Below are 15,869 nucleotides of genomic sequence, written 5' to 3' on the forward strand. Positions count from 1 at the left end.
GCCGGCCGCACCCGCCCGGACCGTCCGTACGGTGCGATCGCGGACGGCCGGCGGTGACCTTGCGCGATCCGCGCGGAGGGTCCGCCTCGCCTGCTCCCGATACTACGGACAAGGGCGCGAAAAGCCGCTATCGGCCAGGGCCGCGGCGGGGAGGATCGGGGTGCCATTGGCGCGCAGGACGTCGCGGACGTCGCGGATGACCGGGAAGATCTCCTGGTTGCGGTCCTGCCGCTGCTCGTCCCACGCCCGCTGCTCGGCCTCGACCGCCGTCCGGTCCTCGGCGAAGACCCGCTCGGTGAAGCGCCGGATGAACGGCCAGGCGATATGCAGGGCACCCGGGATCGGGGGCTTCTCGATCATCAGCAGGCCGTAGGCGTGGTTGGTGCGCTGCTCGGCGTCCTCCGGCACGTACGCCACCCAGAGGGAGAAGGCCGGGTGCTCGGCGCCCTCGGCGACCAATCGCAGCGTCTGATACGGGTATTGGGTACGGATGGTGATGACGTCCGGTGACTTGCTGCCGCCGATTCCCTCGGCGGCGAGCATTCCGGCGCCGCGGTCCTTCTTCCCGCCGACGTGGGTGAAGAGATAGCGGGCCTCGACGAATTGCGGACCGGTCTCGTAACCGAGCAGCTTCGGCTGGATTTTGCCGAGGATGCCGCGGTGCAGGAACTGGTGGTTCATGTCGAGCAGATTCTCGTGCATGAAGGAGTAATGACAGTGCACCGTGCGCGAGAACGTCATCGTCTTGTGCCGGGGAGAGGCGAACTCCGGCAGATCGGGCAGCGGGGTCGTCGCCGCTTTCGCCGGGTCGCCGGGGAAAACGAACACCAGCCCGTATGCCTCGCGGACCGGATAGGCGTGCACACCGCGTGGCGGCCGGTCGACGCCCTTGGGCAGATATGGGATCTGCGAGATACGGCCGTTTCCGCGGTAAGCCCAGGCGTGGTAGCAGCAGCGGAGCGTCTCGCCCTCCACAACGCCCATACTCAGCGGCACCTGTCGGTGGGCGCAGCGGTCTTCGAGCGCGTGCACCGCGCCGCTCTCGCCGCGGTACAACGCGATCCGCTCACCGGCGAAATTCGCCGCGAACGTGCTTTTCTTCCGCACGCTGCCGGATACCGCGACCGGATACCAGAAGTCCGGATGGATTCCGGTGCGCCGAAGATCGGGCACTCCCCCGGAATGGTCCGCCCGGACCGGGGATACGGGCGATGCCGGTGACGATGAGGCCGACTGTGGCTCGGTCATGCGCTTCTCCCTTGCACGCGGGTCACCGGATACGGAACACGGGGCACGCCATACGTCCGGTCATATTAACCCTCGCGCGAACGGATCAGTGGGATTCGAAAGGCCCTCGTGCCGGAATACTCCACTGTGCTGACATCGGCGCGGGACAAACCGGCGGAGAAAACGGGGATCACGCGGACGGGCGGAGGCGCCCGGCCGGGCGAGCGGCCGGCGTGGAGGGACGCCCGGCGGATGGGCCTCAGTCGAGCGGTACGGCGGTGCCGCGGACCGCGATCCCGCTGCCTGGATCCGCCGGAACGGTGACCGTGATCAGACTCGGCCGGCCCATGTCGTCGCCCTGGTGGACGGTGAGCGTCGCCGGAAGCGTGACGAGATCCAGCTCCCGCAGGTATCCGCCGAAGGCCGCGGCCGCCGCTCCGGTCGCGGGGTCCTCCACCACGCCGCCGGGCGGGAAGGGGTTGCGGGCGTGGAAGACGGTGGCCGACTCCCGCTGCACCAGATCGACGGTCGTCCAGTCGCGCTCCCGCATCAGCTCGCCCAACGCGGCCATGTCGTAGTCGAGTTCGGCCAGCCTGGCCCGGCTGGTGACGGCGATCACGGGATGCCAGGCCCCCGCGTAGGCGACCCGGGGCGGCAGCGCGGGGTCGAGGTCGGCCGCCGACCACCGCAGCGCGGCGAGGAGTCGGGCGAGGTCGGACGCGTCGAGCGGCGCGGTCCTCGGGGCTACGCTCACCAGCTCCGCGGTGATGTTCCCGTCCTCCCCCAGCGCGGTGCCGACCCGCACCAGACCGGCCCGGGTGTGCATCGCCAACTTCCCCACGCCGTAACGCCGGGCGTACGCGACCGCGGTGGCGATGGTGGCGTGTCCGCAGAAGGGCACCTCGGCGAGCGGGCTGAAGTACCGGACGTCCAGTTCCCCATCGGCCCTGGCCACGACGAACGCGGTCTCGGAGTAACCCACTTCGGCGGCCACGGCGGCCAACTCGGCGTCAGCGGCGCCCGCCGCGTCCAGTACGACCCCGGCGGGATTCCCGCCGGAGGGGTCGACGGTGAAGGCCACGTAGCGCTGAACGTCCATGCCGCCAAGCTAGCGCTGTCCCCCCTCGCCGTGGTTCGGCGATACGACGGGAAACGTCGCCTCCCCGAAAAGCCCAGTACAGACGCTTCCAAGCCCTCACCGTCCTCCTCCCCCAACCTCCCCCAACCTCCCCCAAGACCTCCCCCACACCGACCACACCCAGGCCAAAGCCGGGGGTCTGCTACGCTGATCAAGCGACGTCGGGCTGCCTGACCGTGATCATCCGGTCACTCAGGGGCAGCGAAAACCGGTACGGAGCAGGTGGGATCCTGTGCAAGAATTGGGATCGCGCCAAGCAAGGTCCTGTGGAGCAGTTTGGAGTGCTCGCCACCCTGTCAAGGTGGAGGCCGCGGGTTCAAATCCCGTCAGGACCGCTGCGGCTGGGTAGCTCAGTTGGTACGAGCGACCGCCTGAAAAGCGGTAGGTCGCCGGTTCGACCCCGGCCCCAGCCACCGCACGACGTAGGGCCCGCCGTCTTTGGCGGGCCCTACGTCGTCTTGCTCGTTGGGCCGCTCGGGCCATGGGAAGGCCCGAAAGAGGGCCCGCCGGTCAAAGCCTTCGGAAATGGGTTCGCCGCCGCGCGCCGCCGGGTGCGATGCTGGACCGCGTATGTCTAACCAACCCTCCTCCGCTGAGCTGGCCCGACGCCTTTCCGCGCTGACCCTGCGCGACGAACAGCGCCTCGGCCGCCGACTCGACGGCGCCCGCCGGATCCGCAAGCCCGAGGCCCACGCGGCGGTGCTCACCGAGATCGCGGCGGACATCGACCGGGCCGAGGTGCGGCTGGCCGCCCGTCGCGCCGCCGTGCCCGAGATCAGCTACCCCGAGCAGCTCCCGGTCAGCCAGAAGAAGGACGAGATCCTGGCCGCGATCCGCGACCACCAGGTGGTGATCGTCGCCGGCGAGACCGGCTCCGGCAAGACCACCCAGATCCCGAAGATCTGCCTGGAGCTGGGCCGGGGTGTGCGCGGTCTGATCGGCCACACCCAGCCGCGCCGGATCGCCGCCAGGACCGTCGCCGAGCGGGTGGCGGAGGAGCTGCGCACCCCGCTGGGCGGCGCGGTCGGCTGGAAGGTCCGCTTCACCGACCAGGTCGGCGACTCCACCCTGGTCAAGCTGATGACCGACGGCATCATGCTCGCCGAGATCCAGACCGACCGCGAGCTGCGCGCCTATGACACGATCATCATCGACGAGGCCCATGAGCGCAGCCTCAACATCGACTTCATCCTCGGCTACCTCGCCCAGTTGCTGCCCCGGCGCCCGGACCTGAAGGTCGTCATCACCTCGGCGACCATCGACCCGCAGCGCTTCTCCCGGCACTTCGGCGACGCCCCGATCGTCGAGGTCAGCGGCCGTACGTATCCGGTCGAGGTGCGCTACCGGCCGCTGCTCGAAGAGGTCACCGAGGGCAGTGGGGGCGCTGGCAGCGCCGACACCCCCGCCGACAGCGACCGGGACCAGATCAGCGCCATCTGCGACGCGGTGGACGAGCTCCAGGCGGCGGGCCCCGGCGACATCCTGGTCTTCCTCTCCGGCGAGCGGGAGATCCGCGACACCGCCGACGCCCTCGACAAGCACCTCACCCGCGGCGGCGGCGCCGTACGGTCGAGCACCGAGATCCTGCCGCTCTACGCGCGCCTGTCCTCGGCCGAGCAGCACCGGGTCTTCCAGCAGCACGGCAACCGCCGGGTGGTGCTGGCCACCAACGTCGCCGAGACCTCGCTGACCGTCCCCGGCATCCGCTACGTCATCGACCCCGGCACCGCCAGGATCTCCCGCTACAGCCACCGCACCAAGGTGCAGCGGCTGCCCATCGAGCGGATCAGCCAGGCCAGCGCCAACCAGCGCAAGGGCCGCTGCGGCCGTACCTCCGACGGCATCTGCATCCGGCTCTACGACGAGGACGACTTCCTCGCCCGGCCCGAGTTCACCGACCCGGAGATCCTGCGCACCAACCTGGCGTCGGTGATCCTCCAGATGACCGCGGCCGGCCTCGGCGACATCGCCAAGTTCCCCTTCATCGACCCGCCGGACAACCGCAACATCAAGGACGGCATCCAACTGCTGGAGGAGCTGGGCGCGCTCGACCCGCTCCAGAAGGACCCGCGCAAGCGGCTGACCGAAACCGGCCGCAAGCTCTCCCAGTTGCCGGTCGACCCGCGGCTGGCCCGGATGGTGCTCGAGGCCGACCGCAACGGCTGTGTCCGCGAGGTGATGGTGATCGCCGCCGCGCTGTCCATCCAGGACCCGCGCGAACGCCCCGCCGACAAGCAGGCGCAGGCCGACCAGCAGCACGCCCGCTTCCGCGACGAGACCAGCGACTTCCTCGCCTTCCTCAATCTGTGGGGCTACGTGCGGGACCGGCAGCGGGACCTGTCGTCCTCGGCCTTCCGCCGGATGTGCAGGAGCGAGTACCTCAACTATCTGCGGATCCGCGAATGGCAGGACATCTACAGCCAGTTGCGGACCGTCGCCAAACAGCTCGGCATCACGGTGAAGGACGCCGAGCGGACCGATCAGGCCGTGGACCCGCAGCGGGTGCACGGCTCGCTGCTGGCCGGGCTGCTGTCCCATCTGGGGCTCAAGGACACCGACAAGAACGAGTATCTGGGCGCCCGAAGCGCCAAGTTCGCGATCTTCCCCGGCTCGGCGCTCTTCAAGAAGCCGCCGCGCTGGATCATGTCGGCCGAGCTGGTGGAGACCTCCCGGCTGTGGGCGCGGGTCAACGCCAGGATCGAACCCGAGTGGGTCGAGCCGCTCGCCCAGCACCTGGTCAAGCGCACCTACAGCGAGCCGCACTGGGAGAAGGACCAGGCGGCCGTGATGGCGTACGAGAAGGTGACGCTCTACGGCGTGCCGCTCATCGCCCAGCGCAAGGTGAACTACGGCCGGATCGACGCCGAGATCTCCCGCGAGCTCTTCATCCGCAACGCCCTGGTCGAGGGCGACTGGCGCACCCACCACCAGTTCTTCCACGACAACCGCAAACTGCTCGGCGAGGTCGAGGAGTTGGAGCACCGCGCCCGGCGCCGCGACATCCTGGTGGATGACGAGACGCTCTTCGACTTCTACGACTCCCGGCTGCCGGAGAACGTGGTCTCCGGTGCCCACTTCGACACGTGGTGGAAGGACCGGCGGCGCACCGAGCCGGAGTTGCTCAACTTCGAGCAGTCCATGCTGATCAACGAGAACGCGGAGGCGGTCACCAAGGCCGACTACCCGGACTCCTGGCGGCAGGGCGCGCTCAAGTTCAGGGTGACCTACCAGTTCGAGCCGGGCGCGGACGCGGACGGTGTGACCGTCCACATCCCGCTCCAGGTGCTCAACCAGGTCACCGCGGACGGCTTCGACTGGCAGATCCCCGGACTGCGCGAGGAGGTCGTCACCGAGCTGATCCGGTCGCTGCCCAAGCCCATCCGCCGGCATTACGTGCCCGCGCCGAACTACGCGAAGAAGTTCCTGGACCGGGCGGTGGCGGGACCCGATCCGCTGCCGTGGGTGCTGGCACGGGAGTTGCAGCGGATGGTCGGTGTGCCGGTCGCCGCCGAGGACTTCGACCTCGGGCGGGTTCCTGAGCATCTGAAGATCACCTTCCGGGTGGTCGACGAGCGGCGCCGCAAGATCGCCGAGGACAAGGATCTGGACGCGCTGCGGCTGCGGCTCAAGCCGAAGACCCGGGAAGCGATCACCAAGGCGTTCGAACGGGTCTCGGACCCCGCGCTCGCCACCATCGAGCAGCGCACCGGGCTCAAGGACTGGACGGTCGGCGCCCTCCCGCGCACCTTCGAGACGCGGCGGTCCGGGCAGCCGGTCAAGGCGTATCCGGCGCTGGTGGACGAGGGCGCCTCGGTGGCGGTGCGGCTCTTCGACACCGAGGCGGAGCAGGCCGAGGCGATGTGGCGGGGCACCCGGCGGCTGATTCTGCTCAATGTGCCGGTGAATCCGGCGAAGTTCGTCGCGGACCGGCTCTCCAACCAGCAGAAGCTGGCGCTCTCGCGGAATCCGCACGGCGGTGTCCAGCCGCTCTTCGAGGACTGCGCGACCGCCGCGGCGGACCGGCTGATCGCCGCGCACGGCGGGCCCGCGTGGGACGAGGAGTCGTACCGCAAGCTGTACGAGGCGGTGCGGGCGGAGCTGGTCGAGCTGACGGTGCGCGGTGTCGAGCGGGTGCAGCAGGTGCTGGCGGCCTGGCACTCCTGCGAACGGCGCCTGAAGGACACCACGAGCCTGGTGCTGGTGCCCAACCTCCAGGACGTCAAGGAGCAGTTGGCGGCGCTCGTGCACCCCGGTTTCGTGACGGGGACGGGCCTGAAGCGGCTGCCGGACCTGATGCGGTACCTCGTGGCGATCGACCGGCGCCTTCAGCAGATGCCGGGGGGTGCGGCGCGGGACACCACGCGCATGGAGAAGGTGCGGGAGATCCAGGCGGAGTACGCCGATCTTCTGGCGGCGCAGCCGCCGGGCCGGCCCCTCCCGGCCGCGGTCCGGGACATCCGCTGGATGATCGAGGAACTCCGGGTCAGCTATTTCGCTCACGCCCTGGGCACGGCGTTCCCCGTCTCCGACAAGCGGCTCTTCAAGGCGCTGGACGAGGCGTGGGCCCTCACCCGCCCCTGAGGCGCCTCCTCTTCATCCAGTTCGACCCCACCCCCTGACCTGCTGTACAGTCTCTCTCGAAGCAAGGTCCTGTGGAGCAGTTTGGAGTGCTCGCCACCCTGTCAAGGTGGAGGCCGCGGGTTCAAATCCCGTCAGGACCGCACGGTTTTTCTTTTCCACCAAGGCCCGCCCCACCCCCGGCAGCGGGCCTTCGGCATGTCCGGCCTCCACCAAGGCCGCGCCCGCGGCGCCAGCCGCGAATAGACACGAAAATCCCGTCAGGACCGCACCCCCGCCTCCCCCCAACCCGCAGCCCACCCCCGGCAGCGGGCCTTCTCCATGCCCTGAGCGGCGACCACCCGCGAGTGGGCTGCGCCATGCACAGCCCCCACCAAGGCCGCGCCCGCGGCGCCAGCCGCGAATAGACACGAAAATCCCGTCAGGACCGCACGGTTTTTCTTTTCCCCCAAGGCCCGCCCCACCCCCGGCAGCGGGCCCTCGGCATGCCCCGGAGCGGCGGGGCGCGGTGTGCGCGGCCCCGGGCGGCGCGAGGCGGGCGGTTCAGGGGGCCACGGGCGAAGGGTGCAGGCCCTCGGCATGCCCCGGGCGGTGGGGCAGCGGTCTGAGCGGCGCGAGGTGGGGCGGCCTGAAGGGGTGCGGCAAACAGGTTGCGGGCCCTCGGCATGCCCCGAGCAGCGGAGCAGTGGTCTGCGCGGCCCCGGGCGGCGCGAGGCGGGCGGTTCAGGGGGCGCGGTGGGCAGGGCGCCGGGACTTCCCCGTGCCCCGAGCGCCTGGGCAGCGGGCTGCCCGGTCCGGGGGGCGCCCGGCGGGAGCAAGGCGCGGGCCTTCGGCATGCCCCGGGCGGCGGGGTGGCGGGCTGCGGCGGCGGGTGGGGCGGCGACGGGGTCTGGCGGCGCCAAGGGGTCCTTACGGTGAGCGATCGGCGGGGTGGTGGTTGAAACCGCAAGTGCCGTGCTGGGGACAAGAGTTGAAGGGGCGTCACCCAGCGAACCCAGGCGGGGCCGGCCACGGACCCGCACCCCGCGCGGGAGTTCATTACCGTACCGCCCGGAAGATCCACAAGCGCGTGGAGATGTGACAGGAGTCACTGAAATTCGTTCGAAAACGGGGGAATCCGAGGCCCTCCGCAAGGGTCGCGATTTAATATGTGCAATGGTACCCACCAGGGGGACGACTCCGGCGTTGGCGAACAGGAGCCCCCACCACCCCACAGACCCCGCCGCTCACGCCCCGCAGGGCGCCCCAGGACCCGGCCCCGCCCACACAGAGCCCTCGCCGGCCCTCGCCGACCCGCACCGACCCCCCACCAACCCGCACCAACCTCCGGAACCGCCCAAAAAAAGAGACCGCATCGAACCCGGCGGAGTTCGATGCGGTCCCAGTGAAGCCGTAAAGCTGTAAAGCCGTGAAGCTGAAGAACTCACCCTCCGGCGTGCCTGATGGGGGCAGGCCGGCCGTCGGGCCGGGCGGTCAGACGGGGTGGGGGCCCCGCGAACCGCCCAAAAGGGCTGTCAGGCCTCGGTCCGCTGCTGCGGAATGCCCGCCAGAAGTGCGCGGACCTCCGCCTCGCGGTACCGACGGTGGCCGCCGAGCGTGCGGATGGACGTGAGCTTGCCGGCCTTGGCCCACCGCGTGACCGTCTTGGGGTCGACGCGGAACATGGTCGCGACCTCGGCAGGGGTAAGCAACGGCTCGGCATCAGGGGTGCGAGCGGTCATGAGCGGCCTCCTCGAGAGAACCGAACCAACGCGGTTCTTTCCTCTAAATTCTGCACCTTGACCCGCGTTGCCCGAAATGGCGGACGCGGGCCGAGTCGGTAATAGGACGAACGGCTTGTCCTCGGCACTACAACTACACCATCCGTCCAGCCTCGTCGGCCAAACCGATGGATTTGCGCTCTCAGGTGTTCAACCTCGACGGAAGCCGATGGACCATGCCATAACGGACAGTCACCCCAACGTAACGATCAGTCACAGCTCAATCACCTGCCACATCCCCACCCAGGAAACGAGTCCACGGTGGACTTGATGTCCCATTTTGGCATGACAGATGGTGATGCAGACAAGAGTTAAGTCATGTGCTCTGCGTCACCCTTGGGCCAATCCTGGCCCAAGGGCCCCCTCGGGATCAGCCGGATCCGATGGATCCTCCCGCACCCGGCGGATCGGCGAGCCACTAACTGGAGAACTGGAGTTCGCGCACGGCCCGCCAGCGATCGGTCAGCCGTTCGTAGGCCACCCCGGCCGCCGCCGGGTCGCCCTCGCGCAGCGCGGCGAGCCCCTCCGCCACATCCGCAGCCGAGTAGTCCGCCGCCAGCCGGTCGGGCCCCATCGCGTGCACCAGGCCCCCGTAGTCGAGTTCGACCATCGAACGCGGATGGAACTCCTCGAGCCAGCGCCCGACATCGATCAGCCCGTCGATCAACGGGCCCTCGTCCAGCGCCTCCTTGAGCACCCGCAGCGCCCGCGCCACCCGCCGCCGCGCCTGCACCATCGGCGTCCGGTACCGCAGCAGCGGCTCCTTGGACTCGCCCGCGCCGGCCGGCTCGTACTCCCGCTCGTCCTCGCCGACGAGGGCGAACCAGCGCACCGGCACATGCCAGGTCGCCGACCGGATCCACGGCCGCGCGTCCGGATTGCGCTCCCGCCACGCCTCGTGGTCCGCCTCGGCCTGGAGCCGTACGACCGGCGGCAGCATCGCGTCGAACACCGGCTCCGGCAGCAGTGTCCCCGCGTGCTCCAGGGCCAGCCAGCTGCGCAGCCTGGTCCGCCACGGGCAGACGTGGGTCACCCCGCCGATCACCGCCACGAAGGCGTCCCGGCTCTCGTGCACCGGTACGGCGATCGGCGGCATCGGGACGAGGTCGGCGAGCGACTGCCGCAGTTCGTCCTGTGCGGTGCGAACGGCGCCCGCGGCCGCGTACCGGTGCCAGTGCGTGCGTTCGGGCTCGGGAAAGGCCGCCAGGGGCTCGTAGACCCGCAGATACGCCGCGTACGGCACCACTCCAGGAGAACCGCCCACACCTGCTCCCTCGCCGCCGTATCGACTCCCCGATCGTCCCACGCGGCAAGGTCCCCCGGAGGTGATCCCGGCCACTGTCCCCGGTCCGTCCCGCGCGGCGCCCGTGGCGCGCCGGTCCGCCCCCGGGATGCCCCCCAAGATCGGCCCGACAGGGCCTAGTCTGAGCCCATCGGCGCCGCCCGCCACCCCTACGGGAGGCGCGATCAGGTGCGACACAAGTGCACTGCGAAACGCTGGGAAGAACCGCACCTCAGCGACCATCTGGGAATCTCTGGGACCACATGGGACCACCGGACTATGGGAGTCACCACCGTGACCGACGTACGACAGACCGGCCGGCCCGACGAAGGCGTCGGGGCCGAGGGTGTCCTCGCCAAGCTCTTCCGATCGGAGCAGGGCGGACACGAGCAGGTTGTGCTGTGCCAGGACCGGGCCTCCGGCCTCAAGGCCGTCATCGCGATCCACTCCACCGCCCTGGGCGCCGCCCTGGGCGGTACCCGTTTCTTCCCCTACGCCTCGGACGAGGAGGCGGTGGCGGACGCGCTCAACCTCGCCCGCGGCATGACGTACAAGAACGCGCTGGCCGGTCTCGACCACGGCGGCGGCAAGGCCGTCATCATCGGTGACCCGGAGATCCTCAGGTCCGAAGAGCTGCTGCTCGCCTACGGCCGCTTCGTCGCCTCGCTCGGCGGGCGGTACGTGACCGCGTGCGACGTCGGCACCTACGTCGCGGACATGGACGTCGTCGCCCGGGAGAACCGCTGGACCACCGGCCGCTCCCCCGAGCAGGGCGGCGCCGGCGACTCCTCGGTGCTCACCGCCTTCGGCGTCTTCCAGGGCATGCGGGCCGCCGCCGAGGCCCAGTGGGGTGAGCCCACCCTGCGCGGCCGGCGGATCGGTATCGCCGGCGTCGGCAAGGTCGGCCACCACCTCGTCGAGCACCTGCTGGACGACGGCGCCGAGGTGGTCATCACCGACGTTCGCAAGGACGCCGTCGACCGGATCACCACCCGTCACCCGGATGTCACCGCGGTGCGCGACGCTGATGTGCTGGTCCGCACCCCGCTCGACGTGTACGCCCCCTGCGCGCTCGGCGGCGCCCTGGACGACCCGACGGTGGCCGCGCTGACCGCGACCGTGGTCTGCGGGGCGGCCAACAACCAGCTCGCCCACCCGGGCGTCGAGAAGGACCTCGCCGACCGCGGCATCCTCTACGCGCCCGACTACGTGGTCAACGCCGGCGGTGTCATCCAGGTCGCCGACGAACTGCACGGTTTCGAATTCGACCGGGCGAAGGCCAAGGCGGAGAAGATCTACGACACCACCGCGGCCATCTTCGAGCGGGCCGCGGCCGATGGCGTGCCGCCGGCGGTCGCCGCCGACCGGCTCGCCGAGCAGCGGATCGCGGACCGTACACCGGCCGAGCACTGGCTGCGTCCGGCGACCGGGGTGACCGGGTGACCAGCCGTTTGGACCCCCGGCGTGACCGACAGCACGACCCGATAGCAAGTTCGCGCTAGAAGCCGGTAAAATCGGCCCTGACCAGCCAGGACAGGGCCGTGAACAGTGCCGGATCCGACGCGCTTCGTGCGGGCGGCGTACCGTGCGGCCTCGGAAGCAGGTACCGTTGAGGGCCTAAGGACCGGTCTCCCCCCGGGAGACCGCTCCGATTCATGAACGCGTGTCAAGACTCGGGGCCGTTGAGCCCCGCCGTTGAGGGGGTCGAGCCATGGGGCGCGGCCGGGCCAAGGCCAAGCAGACGAAGGTCGCCCGCCAGCTGAAGTACAACAGCGGCGGCACAGATCTCTCCCGTCTGGCCGAAGAGCTGGGCGCATCGCCGTCGAGGCCGGTTAATCCGGAGCCTGTCGAGGACGATGACGACGAGACCGATGACGACGATCCGTACGCTCAGTACGCGGATCTCTACAACGACGACGATGACGAAGAGGACGAGGACGAGTCCCAGCCGTCATCGCAGCGTCGTCACGCTTGACGCCGCCGACGCGGACATCGTGTAAACCCGGTCCGGGCCCGCCCGGACCGGGTTTCGTCAGCTCGCATAGTCCCCGGTCAGCTCGACGGCCGGGTGGTGGCTCTCGCGTGCCTTGATGTCGCCGGCCACCCAGGCGTCCGCGCCCCGGTCGGCGAGCACGCTGAGCGCGACGTCGACGGACTCCTCGGGCACTACGGCGATCATGCCCACGCCCATGTTCAGCGTCTTCTCCAGCTCCGGCCGGGCGACGCCGCCCAGGTCGCCGACGGTGGTGAAGACCGGGTCCGGCGTCCAGGTCGAGCGGTCGACCGCGGCGCGCAGCCCCTCGGGGAGGACCCGGGCCAGATTGCTGGCGAGGCCGCCGCCGGTGATGTGCGAGAAGGCGTGCACCTCGGCGGTGCGGGTCACCGCGAGGCAGTCCAGCGAGTAGATCCTGGTGGGTTCGAGCAGCTCCTCGCCCAGGGTCCGGCCGAACTCCGGCACCTCGCGGTCCAGCGCCCAGCCGGCCCGGTCGAAGAAGACATGACGGACCAGGCTGTACCCGTTCGAGTGAAGTCCGGAGGAGCCGATGGCGATCACCACATCGCCCTGCCGGACCCGGTCCGCGCCCAACAGCGCGTCGGCCTCCACCACTCCGGTGCCGGCGCCCGCCACATCGAAGTCGTCCTCGCCCAGCAGCCCCGGGTGCTCGGCGGTCTCCCCGCCGACCAGGGCGCAGCCGGCCAGTACACAGCCCTCGGCGATGCCCTTGACGATGGCGGCGACCCGCAGCGGCTGGACCTTGCCGACACAGATGTAGTCGGTCATGAAGAGCGGTTCCGCGCCGCACACCACCAGGTCGTCCACGACCATGGCCACCAGGTCGTGGCCGATGGTGTCGTAGACGCCCATCCGGCGGGCGATGTCCACCTTGGTGCCCACCCCGTCGGTGGCGGACGCCAGCAGCGGACGCTCGTAGCGCTTGAGGGCGGAGGCGTCGAAGAGCCCGGCGAAGCCGCCGATCCCGCCCACCACCTCGGGACGGGTGGCCTTGCGGACCCACTCCTTCATCAGGCTGACGGCGAGGTCGCCGGCCTCGATGTCGACGCCGGCGGCGGCGTAACTGGCACCGGTTGTCTCAGGCATGGCTGACGCTTTCGTGTCGGATGGCCGCGGGATCGGATGACCCCGGCAGGGGTCGCGGCGGGGCGGGCACGGAGGGAGGTACGGGGGGATGCACGGGGACGGTGGCCACGATGATGACTGGGACGGCGGGGGCGGCGGGAACGGCGAGGTCACGGGGAACGATGGGGATACCGCCGGCCCGCCTCACCGCCCGCACCGCCTCACGGCCGGCGGAGCGCGTCCGCGGCGTCCGCGCCCCCGGCCAGTTCGGTCTCCAGGAGCTGCTTGCCGAGCAGCTCGGGGTCGGGCAGATCCATCGGGTACTCGCCGTCGAAGCAGGCCCGGCAGAGGTCCGGCTTGGCGATGGTGGTCGCCTCCACCATGGCGTCGAGCGAGATGTACGCGAGCGAGTCGGCGCCCAGCGAGGTGCCGATCTCCGCCACGCTCATCCCGTTGGCGATCAGCTCCGCGCGGGTGGCGAAGTCTATGCCGAAGAAACAGGGCCACTTCACCGGCGGCGACGAGATCCGTACGTGCACCTCGGCGGCGCCGGCCTCGCGCAGCATCCGGACCAGGGCGCGCTGGGTGTTGCCGCGGACGATGGAGTCGTCCACCACCACCAGCCGCTTGCCGCGGATGACTTCCTTGAGCGGGTTGAGCTTGAGCCGGATGCCGAGCTGCCTGATGGTCTGCGAGGGCTGGATGAAGGTCCGGCCGACGTAGGAGTTCTTCACCAGGCCCGAGCCGTACGGGATACCGCTGGCCTCGGCGTAACCGACGGCGGCCGGCGTACCGGACTCGGGGGTCGGTATCACCAGGTCGGCGTCGACCGGGGCCTCATGGGCGAGCCTGCGGCCCATCTCGACCCGGGAGAGGTAGACGTTGCGGCCCGCTATGTCGGTGTCGGGGCGGGCCAGATAGACGTACTCGAAGACGCAGCCCTTGGGGCGGGCCTCGGCGAAGCGGGAGGTACGCAGCCCCTGCTCGTCGATGGCGACCAGCTCGCCGGGCTCGATCTCCCGGACGAAGCTGGCGCCGCAGATGTCCAGGGCGGCGGTCTCGGAGGCGACCACCCAGCCGCGCTCCAGCCGGCCGAGCACCAGCGGGCGGATGCCCTGCGGGTCGCGGGCGGCGTAGAGGGTGTGCTCGTCCATGTAGACGAGGCTGAAAGCGCCCTTGACCTTGGGCAGGATCTTGCGGGCCGCGTCCTCGACGGACAGCGGGGTGCCGTCGTCGTCGACCTGCCCGGCGAGCAGTGCGGTGATCAGGTCGGTGTCGTTGGTCGCCGCGACCTTGGTGGCCCGGCCGCCCGCGCTGCTCTGCGGCATGGCCGCGACCAGTTCGGCGAGCTCGGCGGTGTTGACCAGGTTGCCGTTGTGGCCGAGGGCGATGGAACCGTTGGCGGTGGCGTAGAAGGTGGGCTGCGCGTTCTCCCACACCGAGGCGCCGGTGGTGGAGTAGCGGGCGTGTCCGACGGCGATATGGCCGGTCAGGGAGCCGAGGGAGGTCTCGTCGAAGACCTGGGATACCAGGCCCATGTCCTTGAAGACCAGGATTTGGGAGCCGTTGCTCACTGCGATGCCCGCGGACTCCTGACCGCGGTGCTGCAGTGCGTACAGCCCGAAATAGGTGAGCTTGGCGACCTCTTCACCCGGGGCCCAGACACCGAAGACGCCGCAAGCGTCCTGGGGGCCTTTCTCACCGGGGAGCAGGTCGTGGCTGAGTCGTCCGTCACCACGAGGCACATTTACGAGTCTAGGGCAGGAATGGCCATCGGCCGAACGAGGGAACCGCCCGGCGGCCCGGTCTATGCGCGTAACCCCGTGTGCCACAAGGGCATGTGATGTGCGCCCGGGTCACCCGGCGAGCCGCCGCGCGGGCCCGTTTCGGCCGCCTGGGCGCCCCGGTCCGCAGCGCTTCCGCGCGGCGCCGGAAACCCTGCGTAACCGCCCGCCGCGGCTTCGCTCACCCCAGCACCGGGAGGTACGGATCCAGGTCGGCGCGCTCGCCGCTGGCCGAGACGCGGGCGGTGGCCAGCGCGGTGGACCAGGAGAGGCGGCCGGTGGCCAGGCGGATCCAGGTCAGGGGGTCGGTCTCCACCACATTGGGCGGGGTGCCGCGGGTGTGCCGGGGGCCCTCGACGCACTGCACGGCCGCATAGGGGGGCACCCGGACCTCGACGCTGTTGCCCGGCGCCTTGGCGGCGAGCGCGTCCGCCAGCAGCCGCACGACCGCGGCCAGCGCCTGCCGGTCGAGCGGTACGTCCACGCCGGTCGCCCGGGCCAGGTCGTCGCTGTGCACCACCAGCTCCACCAGCCGGGTCACCGTGAAGTCCAGGGCCCGCATGCCGCCGAACGGGCGAGCGGTCAGCCGGTCGGCCCGCAGCGCCGCCGCCCGGAGGTCCGGCAGCAGCTCCGCCTCCGCGTCCAGCGCGGCCAGCACGTCCGCCGGGGTCGCGGCCCGCTCCGCCGCCACCCGGGTGGACGCGTCCAGCTCGTCGGCGATCCCCGCGGTGGAGCGCGCCCAGGTGTCCAGGCCGATGACCTTCGTACCGAACGGCGCGGGATCCTCGGCCAGGATCATCCGCAGCGCCGCCACCTGCCGCACGATGTGCACCACCAGCAGCCGTACGTCCCACCCCGGCAGCCCGCTCGGCGCCGCCCACCGCTCGGCCGCCAGCCCCCGGACCGCCACCCGCACGTGGTCGACCTGCGCGGTGAGCGCGCCCCAGGTCCTGGCGGGGTCGTACGTGCGGGGGCGGCGGCTTCCTGGCGGCATGTCCCGAGCCTATGCGGTGCCTGCGAC

At 70.6% G+C, this 15,869-nt stretch carries 10 protein-coding genes and 3 tRNA genes; 6 read left to right on the top strand and 7 right to left on the bottom strand.

The genetic code is table 11. The features are described 5' to 3' along the window. Nucleotides 1-102: 102 nt before the first annotated feature. Together OG519_RS14340 and OG519_RS14345 are read right to left on the bottom strand one after the other, a co-directional pair. Nucleotides 103-1,248 carry a Rieske 2Fe-2S domain-containing protein gene (locus tag OG519_RS14340; RefSeq protein ID WP_405583239.1) on the bottom strand — a complete coding sequence of 382 codons (1,146 nt, stop codon included), beginning with the start codon at nucleotides 1,246-1,248 and terminating at the stop codon, nucleotides 103-105. A gap of 238 nt (nucleotides 1,249-1,486) precedes the next feature. Beyond that, nucleotides 1,487-2,326 carry a PhzF family phenazine biosynthesis protein gene (locus tag OG519_RS14345; protein ID WP_405583241.1) on the bottom strand — a complete coding sequence of 280 codons (840 nt, stop codon included), beginning with the start codon at nucleotides 2,324-2,326 and terminating at the stop codon, nucleotides 1,487-1,489. Nucleotides 2,327-2,625: 299 nt separating this feature from the next. Here OG519_RS14345 and OG519_RS14350 point away from each other — a divergent pair. From OG519_RS14350 to OG519_RS14365, 4 genes are all read left to right on the top strand, one after another. Continuing rightward, nucleotides 2,626-2,700: transfer RNA gene (locus tag OG519_RS14350), tRNA-Asp, on the top strand. Nucleotides 2,701-2,704: 4 nt separating this feature from the next. Then, nucleotides 2,705-2,778, top strand: a tRNA-Phe gene (locus OG519_RS14355). 157 nt (nucleotides 2,779-2,935) lie between these two features. Continuing rightward, nucleotides 2,936-6,946 (top strand): ATP-dependent RNA helicase HrpA, encoded by a 4,011-nt coding sequence (hrpA, locus tag OG519_RS14360; RefSeq protein ID WP_405583243.1) that lies wholly within the window; start codon nucleotides 2,936-2,938, stop codon nucleotides 6,944-6,946. Between the two features lie 65 nt (nucleotides 6,947-7,011). Next, a tRNA-Asp gene (locus OG519_RS14365) sits at nucleotides 7,012-7,086 on the top strand. A 1,371-nt stretch (nucleotides 7,087-8,457) separates the two neighbouring features. On the opposite strand, the gene bldC is transcribed toward OG519_RS14365, so the two are convergent. Both bldC and OG519_RS14375 read right to left on the bottom strand, forming a co-directional pair. Next, nucleotides 8,458-8,664: a developmental transcriptional regulator BldC gene (gene bldC, locus OG519_RS14370; RefSeq protein ID WP_033321412.1), complete on the bottom strand. Its 207-nt coding sequence runs from the start codon at nucleotides 8,662-8,664 to the stop codon at nucleotides 8,458-8,460. A 457-nt stretch (nucleotides 8,665-9,121) separates the two neighbouring features. Continuing rightward, nucleotides 9,122-9,967, bottom strand: a complete 846-nt coding sequence (locus tag OG519_RS14375; RefSeq protein ID WP_405583246.1) for a hypothetical protein — start codon at nucleotides 9,965-9,967, stop codon at nucleotides 9,122-9,124. A 297-nt stretch (nucleotides 9,968-10,264) separates the two neighbouring features. Here OG519_RS14375 and OG519_RS14380 point away from each other — a divergent pair, with 297 nt between their 5' ends. Both OG519_RS14380 and OG519_RS14385 read left to right on the top strand, forming a co-directional pair. After that, nucleotides 10,265-11,428, top strand: coding sequence for a Leu/Phe/Val dehydrogenase (locus tag OG519_RS14380; protein ID WP_405583248.1), 1,164 nt, complete (start codon nucleotides 10,265-10,267; stop codon nucleotides 11,426-11,428). Nucleotides 11,429-11,696: 268 nt separating this feature from the next. After that, the gene (locus OG519_RS14385; RefSeq protein WP_405583250.1) at nucleotides 11,697-11,960 is read left to right on the top strand and encodes a DUF3073 domain-containing protein; all 264 of its coding nucleotides are present in this window, start codon (nucleotides 11,697-11,699) and stop codon (nucleotides 11,958-11,960) included. A gap of 57 nt (nucleotides 11,961-12,017) precedes the next feature. On the opposite strand, the gene purM is transcribed toward OG519_RS14385, so the two are convergent. From purM to OG519_RS14400, 3 genes are all read right to left on the bottom strand, one after another. Continuing rightward, nucleotides 12,018-13,085 carry a phosphoribosylformylglycinamidine cyclo-ligase gene (purM, locus tag OG519_RS14390; protein WP_405583252.1) on the bottom strand — a complete coding sequence of 356 codons (1,068 nt, stop codon included), beginning with the start codon at nucleotides 13,083-13,085 and terminating at the stop codon, nucleotides 12,018-12,020. A 200-nt stretch (nucleotides 13,086-13,285) separates the two neighbouring features. Further along, nucleotides 13,286-14,809 carry an amidophosphoribosyltransferase gene (gene purF, locus OG519_RS14395; RefSeq protein ID WP_405583254.1) on the bottom strand — a complete coding sequence of 508 codons (1,524 nt, stop codon included), beginning with the start codon at nucleotides 14,807-14,809 and terminating at the stop codon, nucleotides 13,286-13,288. A 220-nt stretch (nucleotides 14,810-15,029) separates the two neighbouring features. Further along, nucleotides 15,030-15,842 carry a sterol carrier family protein gene (locus tag OG519_RS14400; RefSeq protein WP_405583256.1) on the bottom strand — a complete coding sequence of 271 codons (813 nt, stop codon included), beginning with the start codon at nucleotides 15,840-15,842 and terminating at the stop codon, nucleotides 15,030-15,032. Between the last annotated feature and the right edge of the window lie 27 nt (nucleotides 15,843-15,869).

Source organism: Streptomyces sp. NBC_01190 (genome assembly GCF_045039895.1).
Classification (GTDB): domain Bacteria; phylum Actinomycetota; class Actinomycetes; order Streptomycetales; family Streptomycetaceae; genus Actinacidiphila.